The sequence below is a fragment of the Paenibacillus sp. genome (assembly GCF_035645195.1).
In the GTDB taxonomy this organism is placed as follows: domain Bacteria; phylum Bacillota; class Bacilli; order Paenibacillales; family YIM-B00363; genus Paenibacillus_AE.
This window is the reverse complement of sequence record NZ_DASQNA010000025.1, coordinates 145250-166942: the sequence shown is the minus strand read 5'-3', so window position 1 is coordinate 166942 and position 21693 is coordinate 145250. Positions and strand designations below refer to the sequence as shown.

12 protein-coding genes are annotated in these 21693 nt (G+C 57.5%); all 12 read left to right on the top strand.

Going from position 1 to position 21693, the window contains the following annotated elements; genetic code table 11:
- Positions 1-23: 23 nt before the first annotated feature.
- The 12 genes from VE009_RS13350 (at position 24) to VE009_RS13295 (ending at position 21678) form a co-directional block, all read left to right on the top strand.
- Positions 24-2735: a hypothetical protein gene (locus VE009_RS13350; RefSeq protein ID WP_325008349.1), complete on the top strand. Its 2712-nt coding sequence runs from the start codon at positions 24-26 to the stop codon at positions 2733-2735.
- A 44-nt stretch (positions 2736-2779) separates the two neighbouring features.
- Entirely contained in the window at positions 2780-4324 is a 1545-nt protein-coding gene (locus tag VE009_RS13345; RefSeq protein ID WP_325008347.1) for a hypothetical protein, read from the top strand.
- Positions 4325-4355: 31 nt separating this feature from the next.
- Positions 4356-6722: a glycoside hydrolase family 95 protein gene (locus VE009_RS13340; protein ID WP_325008345.1), complete on the top strand. Its 2367-nt coding sequence runs from the start codon at positions 4356-4358 to the stop codon at positions 6720-6722.
- Between the two features lie 30 nt (positions 6723-6752).
- A complete protein-coding gene (locus VE009_RS13335) occupies positions 6753-7730 on the top strand; it encodes a sialidase family protein (RefSeq protein ID WP_325008343.1) in 978 nt (325 codons plus the stop codon).
- Between the two features lie 129 nt (positions 7731-7859).
- Complete coding sequence (locus VE009_RS13330; RefSeq protein ID WP_325008341.1) at positions 7860-10016, top strand: MGH1-like glycoside hydrolase domain-containing protein; 2157 nt, start codon at positions 7860-7862, stop codon at positions 10014-10016.
- Between the two features lie 134 nt (positions 10017-10150).
- Positions 10151-11230 (top strand): sialidase family protein, encoded by a 1080-nt coding sequence (locus VE009_RS13325; protein ID WP_325008339.1) that lies wholly within the window; start codon positions 10151-10153, stop codon positions 11228-11230.
- Between the two features lie 52 nt (positions 11231-11282).
- Positions 11283-12176: an AraC family transcriptional regulator gene (locus tag VE009_RS13320; RefSeq protein ID WP_325008337.1), complete on the top strand. Its 894-nt coding sequence runs from the start codon at positions 11283-11285 to the stop codon at positions 12174-12176.
- A 127-nt stretch (positions 12177-12303) separates the two neighbouring features.
- Entirely contained in the window at positions 12304-15459 is a 3156-nt protein-coding gene (locus VE009_RS27325; protein ID WP_325008335.1) for an S-layer homology domain-containing protein, read from the top strand.
- Between the two features lie 248 nt (positions 15460-15707).
- Entirely contained in the window at positions 15708-16829 is a 1122-nt protein-coding gene (locus tag VE009_RS13310) for a sn-glycerol-3-phosphate ABC transporter ATP-binding protein UgpC (RefSeq protein WP_325008333.1), read from the top strand.
- A 24-nt stretch (positions 16830-16853) separates the two neighbouring features.
- On the top strand, positions 16854-19826 hold the full coding sequence (locus VE009_RS13305; protein ID WP_325008331.1) for an extracellular solute-binding protein: 2973 nt from the start codon (positions 16854-16856) through the stop codon (positions 19824-19826).
- The gene (locus VE009_RS13300; protein ID WP_325008330.1) at positions 19804-20778 is read left to right on the top strand and encodes a sugar ABC transporter permease; all 975 of its coding nucleotides are present in this window, start codon (positions 19804-19806) and stop codon (positions 20776-20778) included. The genes VE009_RS13305 and VE009_RS13300 overlap by 23 nt, the downstream gene beginning before the upstream one ends.
- Positions 20779-21678 carry a carbohydrate ABC transporter permease gene (locus tag VE009_RS13295; RefSeq protein WP_325008328.1) on the top strand — a complete coding sequence of 300 codons (900 nt, stop codon included), beginning with the start codon at positions 20779-20781 and terminating at the stop codon, positions 21676-21678.
- Positions 21679-21693 lie beyond the last annotated feature (15 nt).

Genomic DNA, 21693 nt, shown 5'->3' with positions numbered 1-21693 from the left:
CGGCAGCAGAAAGGAGGTCCGCGTTGGACAATATTTGTCTCGGATACGACAGAAATCCCTCGCCGAGGGTAAGGTACGGTCTCGATTTGCTGAAGGCTGCGCTGCAGGAATGCGGTTATCACGTGTACGAGAATTCGGAGCTTTGGGAGTGGGACCGTTACCGAACCGGCGAGGGAAGGAAAATTTACGCCGGCAATCGCGGCGCGTCGCAGTTTTTGCGCGGGTTGGAAGAGCGGGATGTGCTGCTGTATCATACGGACGCGCCGGGGAGCGAGGGGTTTTATCTTGCGTCGGTCCCCGGCGATTTGCTGGCCGTTTCCGGAGGAGACGATTCCGGCGTGCTTTACGGCTGCCAGGAGCTTGCGCGCCGAATCCGCATCGCCGGGGAGCTGCCGAACGATCTCGCGTTCGGGGATGCGCCCCGTTTTCGGCTGCGGGGTCCGGCGATCGGATTGCAGAAGATGACGGTCGAACCGCCCCGTCAGACGTACGAATATCCGATCACGCCCGACCGGTTTCCTTGGTTTTACGACCGGACGCTGTGGACGGAGTTCCTCGATATGCTAATGGAAGAGCGCTGCAATGTCATTTACCTGTGGAGCGGCCATCCGTTCTCCTCGCTCGTGAGGCTGGAAGAGTATCCGGAAGCGCTCGAGGTGACGGACGAGCAATTCGCGCTGAACGCGGATACGTTCCGATGGTTGACGGAAGAAGCGGGCCGGCGGGGCATCTGGGTCGTAATGAAATTTTACAACATACACATCCCGCTGCCGTTCGCGCAGAAGCACGGGTTGAAGCTGCATCAACCGAAGCCTCTTCCGATCACGAGCGATTATTACAAGAAGTCGCTCGCGGCGTTCGTGAGCGCGTATCCGAACGCGGGGCTGATGGTTTGCCTCGGGGAAGCGCTGCAGGGGCAAATGTATGGGGCGGAGTGGTTTACCGGAACGATTCTGGAGGGCATCCGGGATGGGCTGCGTCAGTCCGGCGTCAAGGAGCTCCCCCCGGTCATCCTGCGCTCGCACGCCATCGACGCGAACAAGGTCGTCGAAGCGGCGCTGCCGCTGTATCCGAACTTGTATACGGAAGCGAAGTACAACGGAGAATCGCTGACGACCTGGACGCCGCGCGGCAAGTGGCAGGACATTCATCGCCAGCTCGCCTCGCATCGATCGGTGCATATCATCAACGTCCATATTTTGGCCAATCTGGAGCCGTTCCGTTACGGCTCGCCGGCATTCATCCAAAAGTGCATGCAAGCGGCGAAATATCGCCTCCATGCGAACGGCCTCCATCTGTATCCGCTGTTTTTCTGGGATTGGCCGTATTCGCCGGACCGGACGGAGCCGCGGCTGCGTCAGATGGATCGGGATTGGATTTGGTTCGCCGCATGGTTCCGGTACGCCTGGAATCCTGACCGCGATCCCGAGGCCGAGCGGCGGTACTGGAAGGATACGATCGGCCGGCGATTCGGCAGCTCTCGGGCGGGCGCGGCGATCCTGGAAGCGTACGATGCGTTCGGCGAGTGCGCTCCGAAGCTGCTGCGAAGATTCGGCATTACCGAAGGTAATCGGCAAACGATGAGCCTTGGCATGACGATGAGCCAGCTGACGAACCCGGACCGTCACATGCCGTGGCCGGATTTATGGGAATCCCAATCGCCGCAGGGCGAACGTCTCGAGGAATACGTAGTCAAGGAATTGTCAGGCGAACCGCATATCGGGGAGACGCCGCCCGAGACGATCGCCGACGCGGAACGTCACGCGGAGACCGCGGCCGCCGCGATCGAAGCGGCGCGCGCGTTCGCGGCCCGAGACCGCGAATCGTTCGAGCGGCTGGCCGACGACGTGGAGGCGATCCGTCGGATGGTGTATTTCTATTCGCACAAAGTAAGGGCGGCGATCGCCGTGCTCACGTATAAGCACCTGCCGAGAAAGACGTGCTTCGATCATGCGGAGCTGCTTAGGGAAGCGCTTTCCCATCTGGAGAAGAGCGTTCAACATTACCGAGAGCTCACGGTGATCACGAAACGGACGTATTTCTACGCCAACAGCATGCAGACGCCGCAGCGCAAAGTGCCGATCCGAGACGGGTTCGCCTTCCGGCATTGGAGCGAATGCTTGCCGGTGTACGAACAAGAGCTCGAGCGTTTCCGCCGGCATGTCGGCGAACTGTCGTCCGGCGTCGTGCCGGAGGCTCTTCGGCGCGAGGAAGAACGGATCGCCGCTTACCGGGAAGCGCCGTTCGCGCTGCATTCGACCGGCGCCGAGACGTACGTGCTGAAGAAAGGCGCATTCGCGTTCACGGACGGGGATACGCGGATTACCGGCTGCGCGGAGGAGCTGGAAGGGCTCACCGGGATCCGCTTCAGCCAACGGGAGGCGGCCGCGGCCGGCCGTGCAGTGGAGATCGAGCTGCCGCAGCCGGCTCACGTGTTGGTCGGGTATTTCAATTCGACGGATGAACAATGGCTGCAGCCCCCGAGGTTGGAGGAAAATACGCACGCGGACGACCGGGGCGGATATATGCCGATTTTGCGCAAAGGGCTGCGCCTGTTCGCTTATCCTTCCGTCAACGTTCACGCAATTCGTTATGAAGCGGGGCGGCATACGCTGGATTTCGGCAAAGGGGCGTACCTTCTGCTCGGCGTCATCCGCGAAGACGAGTCGCTGCGGCCTCGGGACGTGGAACACCGCAACGACGGCGTCGACACGCTCGATTGGCTGTTCGAATAACTACGTTCGTTTCGCAGAAACGTTCAATTATGGGGGGATGCGGCATGGACGGGAATCGATGGAGCTCCGGCACATCGGCATGGAAGGAGCGTGCTGGCGCGCTGCTCGAAGCGGCGGTCAGCCACGCGGACCGCATGATGAAGGCGGCTCGAGACCCGTACGGTTCGACGCCGTTGTTCGCGAACGGGGTGGACGCCGCCGCCGGTCTGCCGGCGCGGGTGGACACCGACCACGTACGCAAGGACGCCGTGCTCTCGAACACGGCCAGCCAACACCATTGGCTGCGTTTGCTTGCCGGATTGACCCGGCTGACGGAGAATCCCGCTTACGCGGAGGCGGCGCAATCGGCGTTGCGTCACCTGTTCCGGCATCACGTCGACGATAGCGGTCTGATCCATTGGGGCGGCCACACGGCTTACGACTTGGAACATCAAAGAATCGAATTCGCCGCCGACAAGCAGAAGGTGCACGAGCTGAAATTCCATTATCCGGACTACGAGTTGATGTGGGCGGCGGACCCCGCATCGACCCGCGCCTATATCGAGGCGTTTTGGAATGCGCATGTGATCGATTGGTCGATTCTCGACTTCAACCGTCACGGGCCTTACAACACGCCCCTCGGGCCGCTTTGGCGCAGCGAATACAAGGGGGGAGACGTGTTCTTCTGGGGGGAAGGATTGACCTTCGTCAACACCGGAAGCGACCTGTATTATGCCGCCGCGATGCTGTCGCATTTGTCCGAAGACCCGCATCCGCTCGCTTGGGCGAAACGGCTGGCGAAACGGTATGTGGACACGAGGCAGGACGGGGTCGGGATCAGCGGGTACCAATTCAGCCAATCGGCTAACGCGTGGTGCGACGGGCCGTCGGTTCGCGGAGACCGCGCGCAGTACCAATTGGCGCCGCTCATTCCGGAAGGGCACCTTGTTTACGAAGGGACGCTGTTTAAGCCTCGGCCGGTCGTGCAGCGATGCCAGCTGGCGATCGGGGAGACGCTCGGCGCGGCCGGCGAGGAGTTCGTTCGCTGGTCCAGCGAAGAGATGGCCGCTTGGGGCGACAAGTCGTATCGAAGGCAAGACAACAGCTTTGCGCCGATGCTGACGGACGGCTGGAGCATCGAAGGGTTGACGCTCGACCGCAACGGGTATTTCGGGCCGAAGGGACGAGCGTTCGGTCCGATTCGCGCGAGCGTCGATTTTTTTTGGATGTACGCGGCGGGGTACCGCGCGTCCGGCGACCCGTTCCTGTGGCGAATGGCGAGAGACATCGCGGCGGGTCTCGGCATCGGCGATATCGGGGAGAGCGAAGGCGGCGCCGGGACGGTTCGGCTGCCGGACCCGAAGGAGGCCGACCATCGGCTCGTGTACGGCATGCTGGAGCTTCACCGCGCCACGGAACGCGCCGAGTACCTCGAATACGCGATCCGCGCGGGGGAATGGCTGCTCCGCAATCGATACCGCGACGGATGGTTTACGGCGGACGGGTTGGCGCTGACGAACGATCCTGCGCCGCTCGCGTTGCTGCATGTCGTTAGGTCCGTCCAGGAGCCGGAATCCGAACGTACGGATATGCCGCTGCCGTTGAAATAGGGAAAGCGGCAGGGAGAGGAGTAGGGGAGACATGTCCGACAACAAGCTGAAATTGTGGTACGCAAGGCCGGCCGAGCGGTGGATCGAGGCGCTTCCGGTAGGCAACGGCCGTTTGGGCGGCATGGTGTTCGGCGGGACGCGCCGCGAGCGGATCCAATTGAACGAGGAGACGCTCTGGTCCGGAGAACCGCGCGATCCGGTTCGCTACGATGCGATTCGGCATCTCGGCCGCGTCCGGGAGCTCGTCTTCGCGAAGCAGTACGTCGAAGCGGAACGAACCATAGAGCATTACATGCAAGGGCCTTGGACGGAATCGTATTTGCCACTGGGCGATCTGGAACTGCAGTTCGAAGATGCCGGCGAAATGACGGAATACCGCAGGGAATTGGATTTGACGGAAGGCGTCGCGCGGGTGTCCTACCGTCTGAACGGCGCCGCTTGCAGCCGCGAAGTGTTCGTATCCGCCCCTGACCAGGTCATGGCGGTGAGGTTGTACAGCGAAGCCAAACAAACGTTCACGGTATCGCTGAGCAGCCCGCTGCAGTATTCGGTGCGGAAGGCGGGCGCCGATCGGATCGCAATGTCGGGGCGATCGCCCGCGCATGTGCTTCCGAACACGGTCCGAACGGAGGAGCCCGTCCATTATGCGGAGAACAAAGGCATCGCGTTCGATGTCGTCCTGCACGCGGCGGCGCCGGGAGGCAAGGTGGAGGTCAGCGGCGGCCGAATTCGCGTCAGCGGTTCGGGCGAAATCGTCCTGCTGCTGGCCGCTTCCACAAGCTTTGCCGGATACGACAAGGATCCTTCGGCATACGCGGAACGCTCCGCCAGCCGGTGCGCCCAACGGCTGGAGCGAGCCGCGGCATTGGGGTATCGCGCATTGAAGGAGCGCCATGCCGCCGATCATGCCGAACTGTTCCGCCGGGTCGCGCTCGAGATCGGGGAAGAGGATCGTAGCGAGCGGCCGACCGACGCCCGCATCGAAGCGGTCAAGAACGGCGAGCACGACCCCGGGCTTGCGGCTTTATTTTTTCAGTATGGAAGATACTTGCTCCTGGCGAGTTCCCGTCCCGGAACCCAGCCGGCGAATTTGCAGGGCATCTGGAACGATCGCATTCAGCCCCCTTGGTGCAGCGCTTGGACGACCAATATTAATTTGGAAATGAACTATTGGCCGGCGGAAGTGTGCAATTTGGCGGAATGCCATCTTCCGCTGTTCGATTTGATCGACGATCTGAGAACGACGGGGAGCAAAGTCGCCAGCGTGCATTACGGCTGCCGGGGGTGGACCGCGCACCACAATATCGATATTTGGAGAACCGCGACTCCCAGCGGCGGATCGCCGAGCTGGGCGTTCTGGCCGATGGCCGGCGCGTGGCTGAGCCTCCATATATGGGAGCATTACGCATTCGGTCGGGATCGGGCGTTCCTCGAACGATGGTACCCAGCGATGAAGGAAGCGGCGATGTTTTGCGTGGACTATCTGGTGGAAGACGAGGACGGGTATTGGGTCACATGTCCTTCGACATCTCCCGAAAATATGTTTATCGCGGGGGACGGACAAGAAAGCAGCGTGACGAAAGGGTCGACGATGGACATGGCGCTCATCGGCTCTTTATTCGCACACTGCATCGAAGCCTGCCGAATTTTGGGCACGGACGAGGCGTTCCGTTCCGAGCTGGAGCAGGCGCTTTCGCGCCTTCCTCCGTTCCGGATCGGCCGGTACGGTCAACTGCAGGAATGGGACGAAGATTTCGAAGAGTCCGAACCGGGACACCGTCATACCGCCCATCTGTTCGCGCTGCATCCCGGCGATCGGATCACGCTCCGCCGTCATCCCGAGCTGGCGGAGGCTTGCCGCAAGTCGCTGGAACGGCGCCTCGCACACGGCGGGGGACACACGGGATGGAGCTGCGCTTGGCTGATCAGCCTGTGGGCAAGGCTGGAGGAGGCAGACGCCGCCGACCATTTCTTGACGGAGCTGCTGGGCGGGCTGCATCCGAATTTGATGAACGCCCATCGGCATCCGAAGGTGAAGATGGACATTTTTTCGATCGACGGCAATTTCGCGGGTACGGCAGGCATCGCGGAAATGCTGCTTCAAAGCCATGACGGCGCGGTGCACTTGCTCCCCGCGCTCCCGAAGCGGTGGAACCGGGGAAGCGTGACGGGGCTGAGAGCGCGCGGCGGTTATCTCGTCGATATCGCATGGGAGCGCGGTTCGCTCAGCCGCGCGGCGGTGACCTCGGCGTCCGGCGGCGGCTGCCGGCTGCGCGCCGGCGTTCCGGTCCGAGTGCGGCAGGAGGGCCGCGACGTCGAGACCGAGGTCATCGAAGCCGGCTTGGTCGCATTCCGAACCGCTCCGGGGCAGCGATACGATATCGTACCGATTCACTGAGGTCGGCACATATAGACAAGGAGACTATGCATGAAATACGTAAACTGCGTGAAGGAATTTATTTTCGAGGAGGACCGGCCGTTCCTAAGCTGCCACGCTTCCACGCTCGAGCTTCTGCCGAACGGCGAAGTGATCGCCGCTTGGTTCGGCGGAACGAGAGAGCGGGCCGGCGATGTCGCGATATGGACCGCAAGAAGGGAGAAAGGCGGATGGACGCCCCCCGAGAAGGTAGCCGACGAGGAAGGCGTGCCGCACTGGAATCCCGTTCTGTTCCGAAGACGGGACGGCGTCCTGTTTCTATATTACAAGGTTGGATACAGCATAGCGGAGTGGACGACGATGGTCATGAGGTCGACGGACGACGGCCGTCATTGGTCCGCCCCCGTTCCGTTGGTCGAAGGCGACCGCTCGGGAGGGAGAGGGCCGGTGAAAAACAAGCCGATCGTCTTACGGAACGGCACGATTGTAGCGCCGGCGTCGGTCGAGCCCGCTTGGGACGCCTTCGTCGACATCTCCCGCGACGGCGGGGAAACGTGGGTCCGCAGCGAAACGGTGCCGCTCGACCACAGCCGCTTGATCGGCAAAGGCATCATTCAGCCGACGTTATGGGAGTCCGCCCCCGGCGTCGTACATATGCTGACGCGCAGCACGGAAGGCTCCATCTACCGAAGCGATTCCGCCGATGGGGGGAAAACGTGGTGCCCCGCGTACCCGACGCCGCTTCCGAACAACAACAGCGGCATCGATCTGGCGAAGCTGGACGACGGCCGTCTCGTGCTGGTGTACAATCCTGTGCGGCCGGAAACGGGCACGAAAGGTCCGCGAACGCCGCTCGTCCTTCGCGTGTCCGAGGATAACGGGATGACCTGGGATCACGAGTTCGAGCTGGACCGGGGCGAAAAGCAATATTCATACCCGGCCGTCATCGCGAACGGACACGATATTTACATTACGTATACGTGGAGACGAGAGCGGATCGCCTTTTGGAAACTAACGCTTTCGAATTAAGCACGATACACCTATAGTTGTAGGGAGAAATGGCATTAACAGGATAAAAAAGGCAGTTATAATAAGGGTATAAATAAAAAAACGCTTTCATCACCGATATCCGGCACGACGGAGGAGGGGGAAACTGCCATGTCTATCGCGCACTGGGACGAACGGCTGGCCGCCGGCAAAAAATCGCTTCGCACCCGGCCCGGTTCGCTGCTGCTCGGTTCGACGGGCGCTCGGCTATGGGCGGACTATGTCGATCCGAAACCCGGATTTTCCGGCCGGTTCGATTTCATTCATAAAGTAAATATCCCGCTGCTGTTTACCGTCGACAATAGCGCAACGGACAGCTTCGAACCGTGCCGTGCCGAATGGTACCCGAGCCATCTGTTCCTAGAGTATGAAGGCAGCGCTCTGCATTTTACGGAACGGAAATTTATCACTTGGGACGATTGCGCCGTTTCCTGTCAGACGTGGACGAACCGGAGCGGCGAAGATCTTGTGCTTCGGCTGGCGACGTTCGAACGGAACTTCGGCAAGCGCGGCGAAGCGCAGCTCTACGGCTCGTTCCCCATAGAGCATTACAGCTTCGATATCGATGCCGTCTTGGCCGCGAGCGACGAGGCGCTGCTTACTGAGGTGCGGCTGAAGCCCGGCGAATCCCGGCAATTCGTCGTCGCGGCCGCGCTGGGGATTCGGGGACTGGACCTGCCGGACCGGCTGGCGGAACGAGCTGCGCGCTACGCGAATCGGGGAGACACGGCAGAACAAGTTTTCGCCGAATACCGTACGGCGTACGGAGCCTGGTTCGAGAAGGCTCCCGTCTTCCGCAGCAGCGATCCGCTGCTGGATCGAACCTGGGCGTACCGCTGGTTTCTGCTTCGCCACAATTTGGCGGATCCGCGGTACGGGCTGCTCCAGCACCCGTTGTTTTACGAGGGAAGATCGCATAAGAAGAGCAAAACGCCGTTCGGGAAGGGCGGATGGGAATTCAGCAAGCTGATCAACTTATCGGTCCCGCTGCATATTACGGACGCCAGGTGGTATCACGAGCCGACGGTTAGCGAGGGCGCCTTGAACAACATGAAAGAAGGCGCCGTCGACGACGGATTGTTCGTGTGCCTGACGGTGGACCAAAAGATGCACTCGTTCGCCAACTTCGTTTGTTGGGCCGCGTATCAGCTGTATTTGGTGCATAGAAACGCCGAAACGATGCGCCGATTGCTTCCTTCCTTGAAAAAGCAGGTATGGCTGTGGAAAAGCATTCACGGCAACGAGCGGGACGAATTGATGATCGAATACCGGCACACGCGCACGGGCAAGGAATATCAACCAAGCTATTGGTATTTCCACAATTACCCGAAAAATCCGAAAGATCCGGAGACATATACCCATCTAAAGCGGGTCGACCGGACGGTGTACCATTATTTGAACGCCCTCGGCGTGGCCCGGTTGTGCGAGGAGCTGGGCGATCCGGAGGCGGCCGTCTTCCGCGGCATCGCGGAGCGGATCAAGCAAGACGTGCTGGGGAAAATGTGGGATGCGGAGACGAGCTTCTTTTACGATCTTCACCACCAAACGGATGAAAAGGCTTTCGTCAAAAACATCGTCGGCTTTTACCCGGCCTGGGCGCAAATGCTCGACGAACGATACGACGGGTTGATCCATCATTTGTTCGACGAGAAGGAGTTTCGCACGAAATGTCCGTTCCCGTCCGTCTCCGCCGATTGCCCCGCCTACGCCAAAGAAGGGGGATGGATGGGGCACTTCGTCAAAGGCCGAAACGGGTGCGTCTGGGACGGTCCGACATGGCCTTACACGAATTCCATCGCGCTCGATGCGCTCGCGAAGGAGAGCAAGCGGAGAGATCACCGCTTCGACCGTCAATTCGCCTATTATTTGCGGGAGTACTCGTTCCTCCACTTCTTTCATCGGGACTTGAACCAACCGGGACTCGTGGAGCATTACAACAGCGAAACCGGCGAACCGCTCAGCGACGAGCATGAATACAATCATTCGTTTTACATCGATTTGGTTGTCTCCCATGTCGCCGGCTTGTCCGTCGAGAGCGATCGGTTGGTCCTCGATCCCGTGGACGCCGGTTTGGATTACTTTTGCTTGGACCGCGTGAAGGCCGCAGGGCTGCAAATTCGGATCACCTACCGGAAACCCGGCGTCCGCGAGGATTCGGGAATCGAAGAAGGGTACCGTCTTTTCGTCGACGGCGAACTCGTGTATTCGAGCGCCGCGCTGAGCCGGGTAGAGCTGCCGCTTCGCGAACTCGGCCGCGGAAGGGACTGACCGCGCGCTGCCGGATGCAGGGCACTACGGACAGGGGGGAATTGACAACGCATTCGCACGCGGCGAAGCCGGCCGCCGGTTCATGACGCCGTTAAAGGAACTGCCGGTAACGATAACAAGGAGGAATTAATGACATGAATCGGTTTGACGGAGTGATCCGCGCATCGGACAAAGATCCGAGCATCGTCGAAGCGTACTTGCCGATTTCGCACGAGAACGACAACCATGCCGCTAATCTGTTGGAGCTCGACAACGGCGATCTGCTGTGCGTCTGGTTTTCGGGGAGCGGGGAAGGCAACCCCGATACGAACGTAGTCATGTCCAGGCTGCCCGCGGGATCAGACCGCTGGACGGCGCCGGACGAATTGACGCGAGATCCCGAACGGTCCGAACAAAATCCGGTGCTGTTCCAAGATCCGAGCGGGTTGCTATGGCTGTTCCATACGTCCAACGAGCCGCACAATCAAAAAACGTCCAGGGTCGTTGTCAGGACTTCGGAAAACCGAGGTCAATCCTGGAGCGAGCCGCGCGTGCTGTTCGACGACAAGCCCGGCATCTTTCTCCGCCATCCGCCGATCGTCCTGCAAACCGGAGAGTGGCTGCTGCCGGCGTACTATTGTACGAGCGAAGGACATTACAGCGTCGTCAAAATCAGCGCGAATCAAGGCGAAACGTGGCAGGAATTCGAAGTGCCGGGCAGCGTCCACAGGGTGCAAATGAACGTGGTCGAACGGAACGACGGGACGTTGTTCGCGATGTATCGCAGCCGGCAGGCCGACCGGATCTACACGAGCGTCTCCCGCGATCACGGGAGAACCTGGTCCGTACCTGCGAAGAGCGAACTGCCGAACAACAACTCTTCCACGCAGACGGTCAAACTGCAGGACGGCCGGATCGCCATCGTGTTCAACAACGCCACGATGGAACGCGATCAGTTCCGTTGGATCGAACGGAAAGGGGAATGGCGCAAAAAACCGCTCCGCACTCCGCTGACGCTGGCCGTTTCGGAGGATGACGGGAACACCTGGCCTTTGGCGCTGATGAAAAACGTGCAAACGGCCGATCTTGAGTACAAGGATTCGCAAATCGGGTATTCGTACCCTTCGATTATGCAAACGCGAGACGGACGCATCCACATCGCTTTCTCTTATTTGCGCAAGGGGATTAAATACGTGCGCATGGAAAGCGATTGGATCGAACGGGGACACAACTAGTTTGTGATTGCATCAAGGTCAATTTACGCGTTATGAAACCGGGGTGGAAATCATGAACGGAAGAATCGAACAATTAAAAGGCGAGCGTTTCTTCGAACACGATGACGACATTTTTGTAAATCGGGAAGTAGAATCGTTCAAAACCAGCCTGCACACGCATGATTTCGTCGAAATCTGCATTGTGGGAGAAGGAAGCGGTTACCACTACATCGAGGAGCAGGTGCTGTCCGTCAAGCGCGGGGACGTGTTTCTCATTCCGGTCGGCACCGCGCATGTGTTTCGGCCGCCTTCACCGAAGCAAGATAAAATGCTTGTCGTCTACAACTGCATTTTCCGCGCTTCGGTCTTGCAAGATTGGGAGCATAACTTCGGAGAACAGTCCGGGATCCGCGATATGATTTTCAGCCCGGAAACGTGTTCCGCGCGGTGGCTGCATTTTCAAGACAAACACGACAGATTTCTGTCTATTTTCCAAGACATGCACTGGGAATATCTGAATAAAAACAAGGGCTACGGCATTATGCTGTTCACGCAGCTCGCGCAAATTTTGACGTTGATGCGGCGCTTCGAGATGACGTACGGCGCGCTGCCTACCCCCAAGAGCCAACTGGACGATATCGTGGATTTTATTAAAAACAATCACTCCAAAAATATTACGGTACAGACGGTAGCCGATTATTTTTACATGAGCTCCAGCCATTTCCAGCGCTTGTTCAAAAAATCGACCTCGCTGACGTTTACCCAGTATTTGCAGAACGTGCGCATTCAAAAATGCTGCGATTTGCTGAAGTCGACGGATATATCGATTCACGAAATCGCAAACCATGTCGGGTACCAGGATATGAAGTTTTTCCATGCGCTGTTCCGCAAAAAGACCGGGGTTACGCCGAAGCAGTACCGGAAGAATTTCCAGGAAACGGAAGACGGGGAAATATCGGTCGGGTGAAAAGCGGAATCGACCTATACAATCGTCGAACATCCCCCCTAACTTTTGCATACAAGCGAGATACAATGAGGATGCAAACGATGCCAGATCCGGAACATTCCATTTGTTAGACGGGAGGCTAGTAGAGATGATGGGATTTCGTAAATTGAGCTTGTTGGTTTCTGTTTTGCTGATGTTTTACATGGTCGTTCCAGCCGTTCAGGCGGCGGAGGAGAGCGGCGCGGAGCAGCAAGCCGAGGGGACGTCGGAGGAGGCGATTTCGGAGTCGGAAGACCACGAGGAATCGTCGTCCGCCGGGCTGAGCGCCGACTCCTTCGAAGATTTGACCGATGTGCCCGAAGACGTTCGGGGGAAAATCGACGCGTTAATTCGGGCCGGCGTATTCAACGGCTTGACCGAAACCGAGTTCGGGTTGCACGAGTTGATGAATCGCGCGCAGCTTGCGAAAGTGATCGCCCTGATTTTTTCGTTGCCTATTGATGAAGCGCTTACAACATCGAGCTTCTCCGACGTCACTGACGAATTCGCATATGCAGTACCTTACATAGAAGCGCTTAAAGAGGCGGGGCTGACGAAAGGCAGCGATCCCGAGGGGACCTTGTTCAACCCGGGCGGCGAGGTGACGCGTCAAGAGCTGGCGGCCTTCCTAATCCGAGGGCTCGGTCTGGAGGAAGAGGCGAAAGCGACCGCGCCCGTCGAAGACGAGACGGTGGGTGACTGGGCGAGAACTTACGTCGCGTTAGCGCTGGAGAAGGGGATCATGTCGAACCTCGAGGACGGAACGTTCGGCGGAACCGTTCCCGCCACCAGGGAAATGCTAGCGGTTGCAGCTTTCGACGCGAGACCTGAGGAGGCGAAAGCTTCGATCGTCGAAGCGGAAGTGATCGGCGCCAAGCTCATCGCCGTCAAGCTGAACCGCAGCGTCGACGTCGAAGCCGATTTGGAAGTGTGGAGCGGCGCCACGTCGCTGAATCGAACCGTCGAATGGGATGACGATTCGAAGTCCGCCGTAATTACGATGGACAAAAAATTGACGAAAGGCAAATACAAGATCAAGCTCGTCGGATTGGAGGAGGACGCCGTTGAGGTCGGCGAGATCGTGTTCGAGGCGGACAACGAAACTTTGGCTTCGATCGACATCGTCTCCCCGTCGACCACGCTTCCGCAGGGGAAAGTGACGCTTGAATACAAGATGAAAAATCAGTACGGGGAAGAGACGGACGGTTTTCATGTGAAAGTGATGGGATCGTACCCGAACAACTCCGTACCGGTCCTTACTCCCGGCAAGCAAACACTCCAAATCGACTTGAAAAATGTAACCAAAGGAACTCCGGTACCGGTCGTCCTCATGAACGAGCTGTCGGGGGTATCCGCCAACCAAGTGTTCACCGTCGGCGATCCGCAAGTCGTGAAGACGATCGAGCTCGGCGAGCTGAAAATAAAAGGGAAGGACACCGTGCTGAAGCCGGGCGGCACCGCTTACCTGACTTTGACCTTACTGGATCAATACGGTTTCCGTGTCCGCGATCTCGAGACGGTCAGAAGGGATATCATGAAATTGGTTACCGGGGAGGCGCTCAAGTCCGACCCGCAAGCCAACCCATTCATCGATTACGATAACGACGGGTACCCCGAGCTGCAGCTGGACGCTGTGCCGAATTTGAACAGTAACAAGGAATCGACCGTTAAACTGATCTCGGTCGCGAGCGGTGAAACCGTAACGCAGACGGTCAGCGTCGCCGTGCCTCGGCTGCCGGCTTCCATCGAATTCGCTTATTTGGACGAAACGTTGAGCGACGGGGATACGAATAAGTATGTCGAAATGATCGTGAAGGACGCGAACGGCGACAAGCTGACGGCGGACGAAGTGGTGAATGCCGAAACGACCGGCAAACTGATGATCATAAGCACGGGACCGATTACGCTGGGCGCCAACCCCGCCGTACGCACGGATGTTACTGTTACCCCGTATGTGAATAGAAACGTCGCGGTTCAAGATCGTGGCAAGGAAAAAGGTAAAATACGAATCGCCAGCATAACGGGGTTCGGTCCGGCTTCGATCAACGTTTATATCATGACCGGCGGCAGCGAGCCGGTTCGAGCGACGTTCGATTTGCATATTCAACCGAAAACGACCGATCAAAGACCGTCGTCGATCGTTGTGGACGGGGGCGAAACGAGCATAGCGGTGCTGAATACGACCCCGGCTAAAATGAAATTCGACATCTTGGATCAATACAATAAAGATTTCAAAAATGCGCTGCATGATATTAAAGTCGAAATGAAGCTCGAACGAATCAGCGGCGATGCCGGAGCCGTCGTCACCACGAGAGCGGTCGCGCTGTCCGAAGACACTCCGACCGTGATCAAGGAGATCAAGGATATTGCCGATAGGGACATCGAATTCGTTCCAGATCGAACGAAGACGGGATCGTACCGCTTAACCGCTACGCTCGTCAAAATCAACCCGGAGGATCAAACGGTGGTGCAGCGGCTCTCCTCTGCATCGATCGTGGCGGACGTGATCGACGGGGTAAACCCGCCGCTCGTCTACGAATTCGACGTCGAAGAAGACACGTTGTACGCGATTGGCAAGTATACGTACGACCGCGGGATCACGACGACCGTCACCGACGCAACGTACCAATTCAGCTGGTATAACGACTTCGGGGCGTCGATCGAAATCCGCGCGAAGGACGTTGACGGGAGGAAAGTCGTCCTGCCGAGCAAAATGATTACTAATGTGTTGAGTTCGAATCCGTCGGCCGTAGCCGTGAACGGCGCATTGGACCGCATTATCGGACTCGACGCCGGAACGTCCAAATTGACCGTTCTGTTTAATTCGCCGAACGGCAGTCATATGCTGTCCAAAGATGTTACGGTCAAATACGATCCGCTGGAAGTGGGCGAACTTAAAGCGAAGAAGCAGGATAACAAGGTTGACAGCGCGGTCTTGAACGGGTTGTATCCGTGGGACGCCAAGGTGATGGATCAGATCACGATCGTGCACAACTTCGGAGAAGTCAATAGCGGAAAGTCGAACGGCGTAGATAGATTCCTCTATTATAACAGGTTGTTTAACGGGGTGTTCGTCATTAACAACCTCAAATTCGCGCCGGGCACCGCTGCGGGAACACAAGACCGAATCTATGTCGGCCCCGATTACAAAATCGTGTATGTTCCAACGAGCGGCAATCCGTCGGATAATAACTTAATCGGCTTCACGATTTCGTTCGTCTTGCCGAACGGGAAGACCGTTACTACTGATGTAGAAGTGCAATAATTGCAAAGATTTTTCGAAATGCGGCTTCTCCCCCTTTACTCCATACATTTTCGCCTCTGTCGGGAACTCCCGGCAGGGGCGCTTTTTTTGCTGGAACATCCCTGCATCGGAAATGCGGCGCAATCGACCTATAGAATGGATGAACCTCACCCATAATCGCGTCATCCGATCGCTTGTATAATGGAACCGATATCAGTTTCCAGAAAATGATGGGGCGGAACCGATCAAAACCTTCAGGGGGTGTCGCAGTGGAAAGCATTACGTTACACCATGTGGAGAAACGTTACGGCAAGGATAAATTGTACGCCGTTAAAGATTTTCATTTGAAAATCAACGAGGGGGAATTCCTCGTGATGGTCGGCCCTTCCGGCTGCGGGAAGTCGACGACGCTGCGGATGATCGCCGGATTGGAAGATATTACGTCGGGGGAAATTTATATCGGCGACCGGCTGGTCAATCATCTCCCGCCGAAAAATCGCGACATTGCCATGGTGTTCCAAAATTACGCGCTGTATCCGAATATGAACGTGTACGAAAATATCGCCTTCGGCTTGCGCATGAGGAAGCTGCCGAAGCATGAGATCGATATCGCGGTCAAAAAGGCGGCCAGAGTGCTGGAAATCGAATCGTTCCTCGAACGGAAACCGAAGCAGCTGTCCGGCGGTCAACGGCAGCGCGTGGCGCTCGGCCGAGCGATCGTCCGCAACCCCAAGGTGTTCCTGATGGACGAACCGCTGTCCAACTTGGACGCGAAGCTCAGGGTGCAAATGCGAACGGAGCTGATCAAACTCCACAAACAGCTCGGCGTGACGACGGTGTATGTGACGCACGACCAGGTGGAAGCGATGACGATGGGCCACCGAATCGTCGTCATGAAGGACGGAGTCATTCAGCAGGCGGACACGCCGCAGACGATCTACAACAACCCGAAGAACATGTTCGTCGCTGGATTTATCGGCACCCCGCCGATGAATTTCATCGAAGGCAAGCTTGCCGAGGGCGGCTCCGGTTTGCTCGAGTTTCATACCAGCCGCTATTATCTCGAAATTCCCGCATGGCAGTCGGAAAAATTGAAAGCGCATAACAAAACGAATAAAACGGTCGTTTTGGGCATCCGCTCCGAGCATGTCCATTTGGACGACGCGATGAAGGAGGCCCGCCCGCGCGCGCAGGTCGTCGGCATCCAGAAAATTTACGAGCTGATGGGAGCCGATATGTATTTGTATCTGGATATCGGAGCGCCTTCCTTGCTCGTTGCCCGCACGCACCCGGAACATCGATTTACGGACGGGGAGCCGCTGACGCTCACGATGGATTTGCACAAGGCCATCTTCTTCGACAGGGATACGGGCGAAAGCTTGCTGCAATAATTTGATGACAGTGGAGGGGTAAAATTGAAAGCGCTCTTGCGAATAGCTCGGACCTGGACCGGAATCGCGCTGGCGGCGGCATTGGCCATGCACCCGGCCGTCTCCGCCACGTCGAGCGAACAAGTCGCGTCCCCCGAACGTCCCGAAGCGGGCGGCGAACGGCTCCGATCGGCGGCGCCGGGCGGACTGGATCCGTCTTATCGCGAAGTTTTGGAGGCATGGAAAAAGGAAGGGGCTTCGGAACGCCATAGCGGGCAGATCTCGATCCCCGGCACGGCGTTGGCCGGGACGTCCGAAAACGCGAATGTTTCCGTAGGCGCCTACGGCGGCAAAAACAACGTCCTCATTTGGAACGCGGCGAACGACGAGTGGGTCGAATACGCCATGGACGTCGAAATCGGCGGATTGTATGCCATCGAGGTTTCTTACTACCCGATCCAAGAAGGCGCCAACCGGCTGCCGATCACGTGGAACGTTGCGCTGGATGGCGGGAATCCCTATTTGGAATCGAGATCGATCCGGCTGTATCGGAAGTGGCAGGATCAGTTTCCGGCGGAGAAGGACGACTACGGCGACGAGATGCGCCCGAAGACGATCGACGCGAGCGCATGGATGACGGAAGCGCTGCGCGATTCGGCAGGTGCTTACACGGGTCCTCTTTTATGGTACTTGACGCCGGGGAAGCATACGCTGCGCTTCGCGGGCAGCTCCCCCGTCGCGATCGAATCCGTAACGTTGAAACCGCCGGTCGAGACCGCCGATTACGAGACGGTGCGCAGCGCCATACACGACAACGGCAACGCCTCCGGAACCGAACCGATTCGGATCGAAGCGGAGCAAGCGGCCTGGAAAAACGATTCCTCCATCGCGTTAGGGTACGACAACGATATTTACGCCTCGCCGTACAAAAGGGGGAATATTACGTACAACGTCATCGGCGGTACGCAGTGGGCGTCTGGAAATCAGGAGATCGCCTGGTCCTTCGAGGTTCCGGAGAGCGGGTTGTACAAAATCGGGATGCGCGCGCTGCAGGTATATTCCTCCAACCGTTCGTCGTTCCGAACGATCTCGATCAACGGGAGGGTTCCTTTCGCCGAGCTTGAAGCCTACCGCTTTCCGTATTCGACGGGGTGGCAGGGAGTTACGCTGCGGGACGAGGACGGTAAGCCATTCGAATTTTACTTGGAGAAGGGCTTGAACACGTTATCGATGCGGGTCACGCAAGCGCCAGTGAAACCGCTTACGGCGGAATTGGAACGTTTGATTTCGCAGCTGAAGGAGATGGTGCTCGAAATCGAAGCGTTGACGGGCGGCACCGTCGATCCGAATCGAACATGGAACACAAGGAAAGATTTGCCCGGGTTTGTCGAACAGCTGAACGGCGTGTACGACGAACTGCGCGGCGTCAGGGCGCGGCTCGAGGCGGTGAACGGACGATCCGATGCCGTCACGCAAGGGATTGTCACCGTGGAGAAAGATATCGAGACGCTGCTGAGAGACGTCAACGACATTCCGTTCGAAAGCGGCAAGTTCGTGTCGATTCAAGGGAAGCTGGCGGAATACGTGCAGCAATTGAACAGCCAGCCGCTTCAGCTGGATCGGATCTATATTGTGCCTGCCGATCAAGACGTTCCTAAAATGACGCCGAGCATGTTGGAAACCCTCAAAGGCGCGTTTTTTAACTTTCTGCATTCTTTCCAAACGAAGAAACGGCTGACCGATGTGGACGACGAAGAGGTGCTGAACGTGTGGGTGCAGCGCGGCAGAGATTACGTCAATTTGCTGCAGCAGCTGTCCGACGAAATGTTCACGCCGCAAACCGGAATCAAGGTCAAGGTCCATTTGCTGCCGGGATCGGATTTGCTCGTGCTGATGAACGCCGCGGACATCTCCCCGGACGTCGCGCTCGGCTTATCGCAAGATTTGCCGTTCGAGTACGCGGTTCGCAACGCGCTCTACGATTTGTCGACGTTTCCGGATTTTAAAGAGATGTACGACCGGTTTGCACCGGGCGTGTGGACCCCGCTGTATTACGACGGAGGATATTACGGGGTGCCGGAAACGCAAACGTTCGAGATGCTGTACTACCGCAAAGACATACTCGACCGCTTAGGACTGGAAGTTCCGGATACGTGGGAAGACGTTTACAAAATGCTTCCTACGCTGCACCAAAACAATATGAATATGCCGCCCGTTCCGTATACTCCGATTTTCTACCAAAACGGGGCGGAGTTTTTCACGGCGGACGGGATGAAGACGGGATTTAATAACCCCACGGGGTTCGAAGCGTTCAAGACGTGGACCGATTTGTACAATTTGCACGCCGTCGAGCGTCAGTCGTCCAGCTTCTATCAGACGTTCCGCAGCGGGATTTACCCGATCGGCATCTCGGAAATCAACACGTATATTCAGCTGATGGTGGCCGCTCCCGAATTGAACGGCTTGTGGGGCGTAGCCCCGATTCCAGGCGTGCGGCAGCCCGACGGGACGGTCGCTCGATGGATGAGCGGGGGCATGGACACCGGCGTCATCTTCAAAAAGACGAAGAAGTCGGAAGAGGCTTGGGAGTTTCTGAAGTGGTGGACGTCCGCCGAAGTACAGGAGCGCTACGGCACCGATCTCGAAACGGTGAACGGCGTGACGTTCCGCTGGAATACGTCCAACGTCGACGCGTTCGTCAAGCTGCCTTGGAAAGCGGACGACCTCCAAAGCATCTTGGAGCAGTGGCGTTGGTTTAAGCAGGTTCCGAACGTCCCCGGCTCTTACTACCTGGACCGCGAAATCCAAAACGCGTGGAACCGGACCGTCGTGGACGGCATCAATTACAGAAGCTCGCTCGAGACCGCCGTGAAGGATATCGAGAGAGAGATGTATCGCAAGTTTCAGGAATTCAATCTGATCGACAAGAACGGGAACGTCGTTCGAACGCTGGATTTGCCGCAGGTGACGGAACCGTGGAAAGGTGTGGACCGCTATGTTGAAGATGGAAGCGAATAAGCTTCGCGCGCCTGACGTTCCCGGAAACAAGCTGCTGCGGAAAGCGGCGTCGACCGCCAAGCTGATTTGGTCCTACCGGTTGTCGTATATATTTATCGCGCCGTTCATGATCTGCTTCACGCTGTTCATCATGATCCCGGTCGCCGCCGCCTTTTTGCTCAGCTTCACCCAGTTCAACTCGTTGGAGCCGCCGCGCTTCGTCGGCTGGGATAATTTCCGGTATATGCTGTCCCAGGATTTGCTCTTTATGAAATACGCGCTGCCGAACACGTTCAAGTTCGCCATGATCGTCGGTCCCGGAGGATATATCGCTTCCTTTTTGCTGGCGTGGCTGATCTCGATTTTGCCGTCCGTCACGCGGAAATGGTTCGCCCTCGCCATCTACACCCCGTCGCTTACGGGGGGGCTCATCATGACGATCGTATGGGTGCCGCTCCTCTCCGGAGACAGAATCGGCTACTTGAACAGCTATTTGCTTAATCTCGGATTCATCAACGATCCGATTTTGTGGGTGACGAGCAAAGAGCATTTGATGAATTCGATGATTTTCGTCACCTTGTGGTCCAGCATGGGAATCGGTTTTCTCGCCATGCTGGCCGGCATCTTGAACGTGAATCAAGAGTTGTACGAAGCCGGCAGGCTGGACGGCATCAAAAGCCGCCTTGAAGAAATTTGGTACATCACGATCCCGTCGATGAAGCCGCAGATGCTGTTCGGCGCGGTGATGGCGATCGTCGGCACGTTCAACGCGGGCGGCATCGGAACCCAATTGTCGGGCATGAATCCGACGCCGCAATATTCGGGCCATCTCGTTGTAAACCACATTAACGACTACGGGTTCACCCGGCTGGAGCTCGGTTACGCGACTGCGCTCTCCGTATTCCTTCTCCTATTTATGTACGTGGCCAACAAGTTTTGCTGGCGAATTTTCGGTTCCAAGGAGGACGAATAAATGCAAGCCAACGCAGCGCTTCGCAAAGTGCGGATGTGGCGAACGAGCTCGAAGCTGTTTCGCTTGAGCCCGACGGAGAGAGTCGCGGCGGTTCTGCTTGTTTTGCTCAGCGTCTTTATGCTTATGCCGCTCGTGTTCATCTTCAACAACGCGCTGAAGCCGTATCAAGAGCTGTTTTTGTACCCGCCGACGATTTTCGTTGAAAATCCTTCGTTCCAAAATTTCTTGGAATTGTGGGCGATTACGAAAAATTCGGCCGTTCCGATGTCGCGTTACATTTTCAACAGCGTGTTCGTCGCCGCGCTGACCGTCGTCGCCGTGACCGCGGTTAGCGCCATGTGCGCTTACGCGATATCCAAGCACAAGTTTCCGGGGCACAAGGCGGTGTTCGCAGCCATTCTGCTGACGCTGCTGTTCGCCCCGGAGACGGTTTCGATCCCTCGTTATTTGGTCGTCAGTCAGCTGGGCATTATGAATACGTACTTCGGCCACGTGTTCCCGATGGTGGCCGTCCCCACCGGGGTGTTTCTAATGAAGCAATTTATCGATCAACTGCCGGACGATTTGATCCACGCGGCCAAGGTGGACGGAGCGGGGGAAATGACGATTTTCTTGAAGATCGTCCTGCCGTTCTGTTTGCCCGCGGTGGCTACCATCGGCATCATCGCTTTCCAGAACGCTTGGGGGAACACCGAGACTTCGTCTTTATTCATGCAGGAAGAGTCGATGAAAACCTTTCCGTTTTTCATCTCGACGCTCACTTCCAATATGGCCAACAACGTAGCCAGGCAGGGGGCGGCGGCGGCGGCGGCGCTGCTCATGTTTTTGCCCAATCTCATTATTTTTCTGGCATTTCAGAACAAGGTGATCAACACGATGGCGCATTCGGGGATCAAGTGAGAGACGTCAAACGGA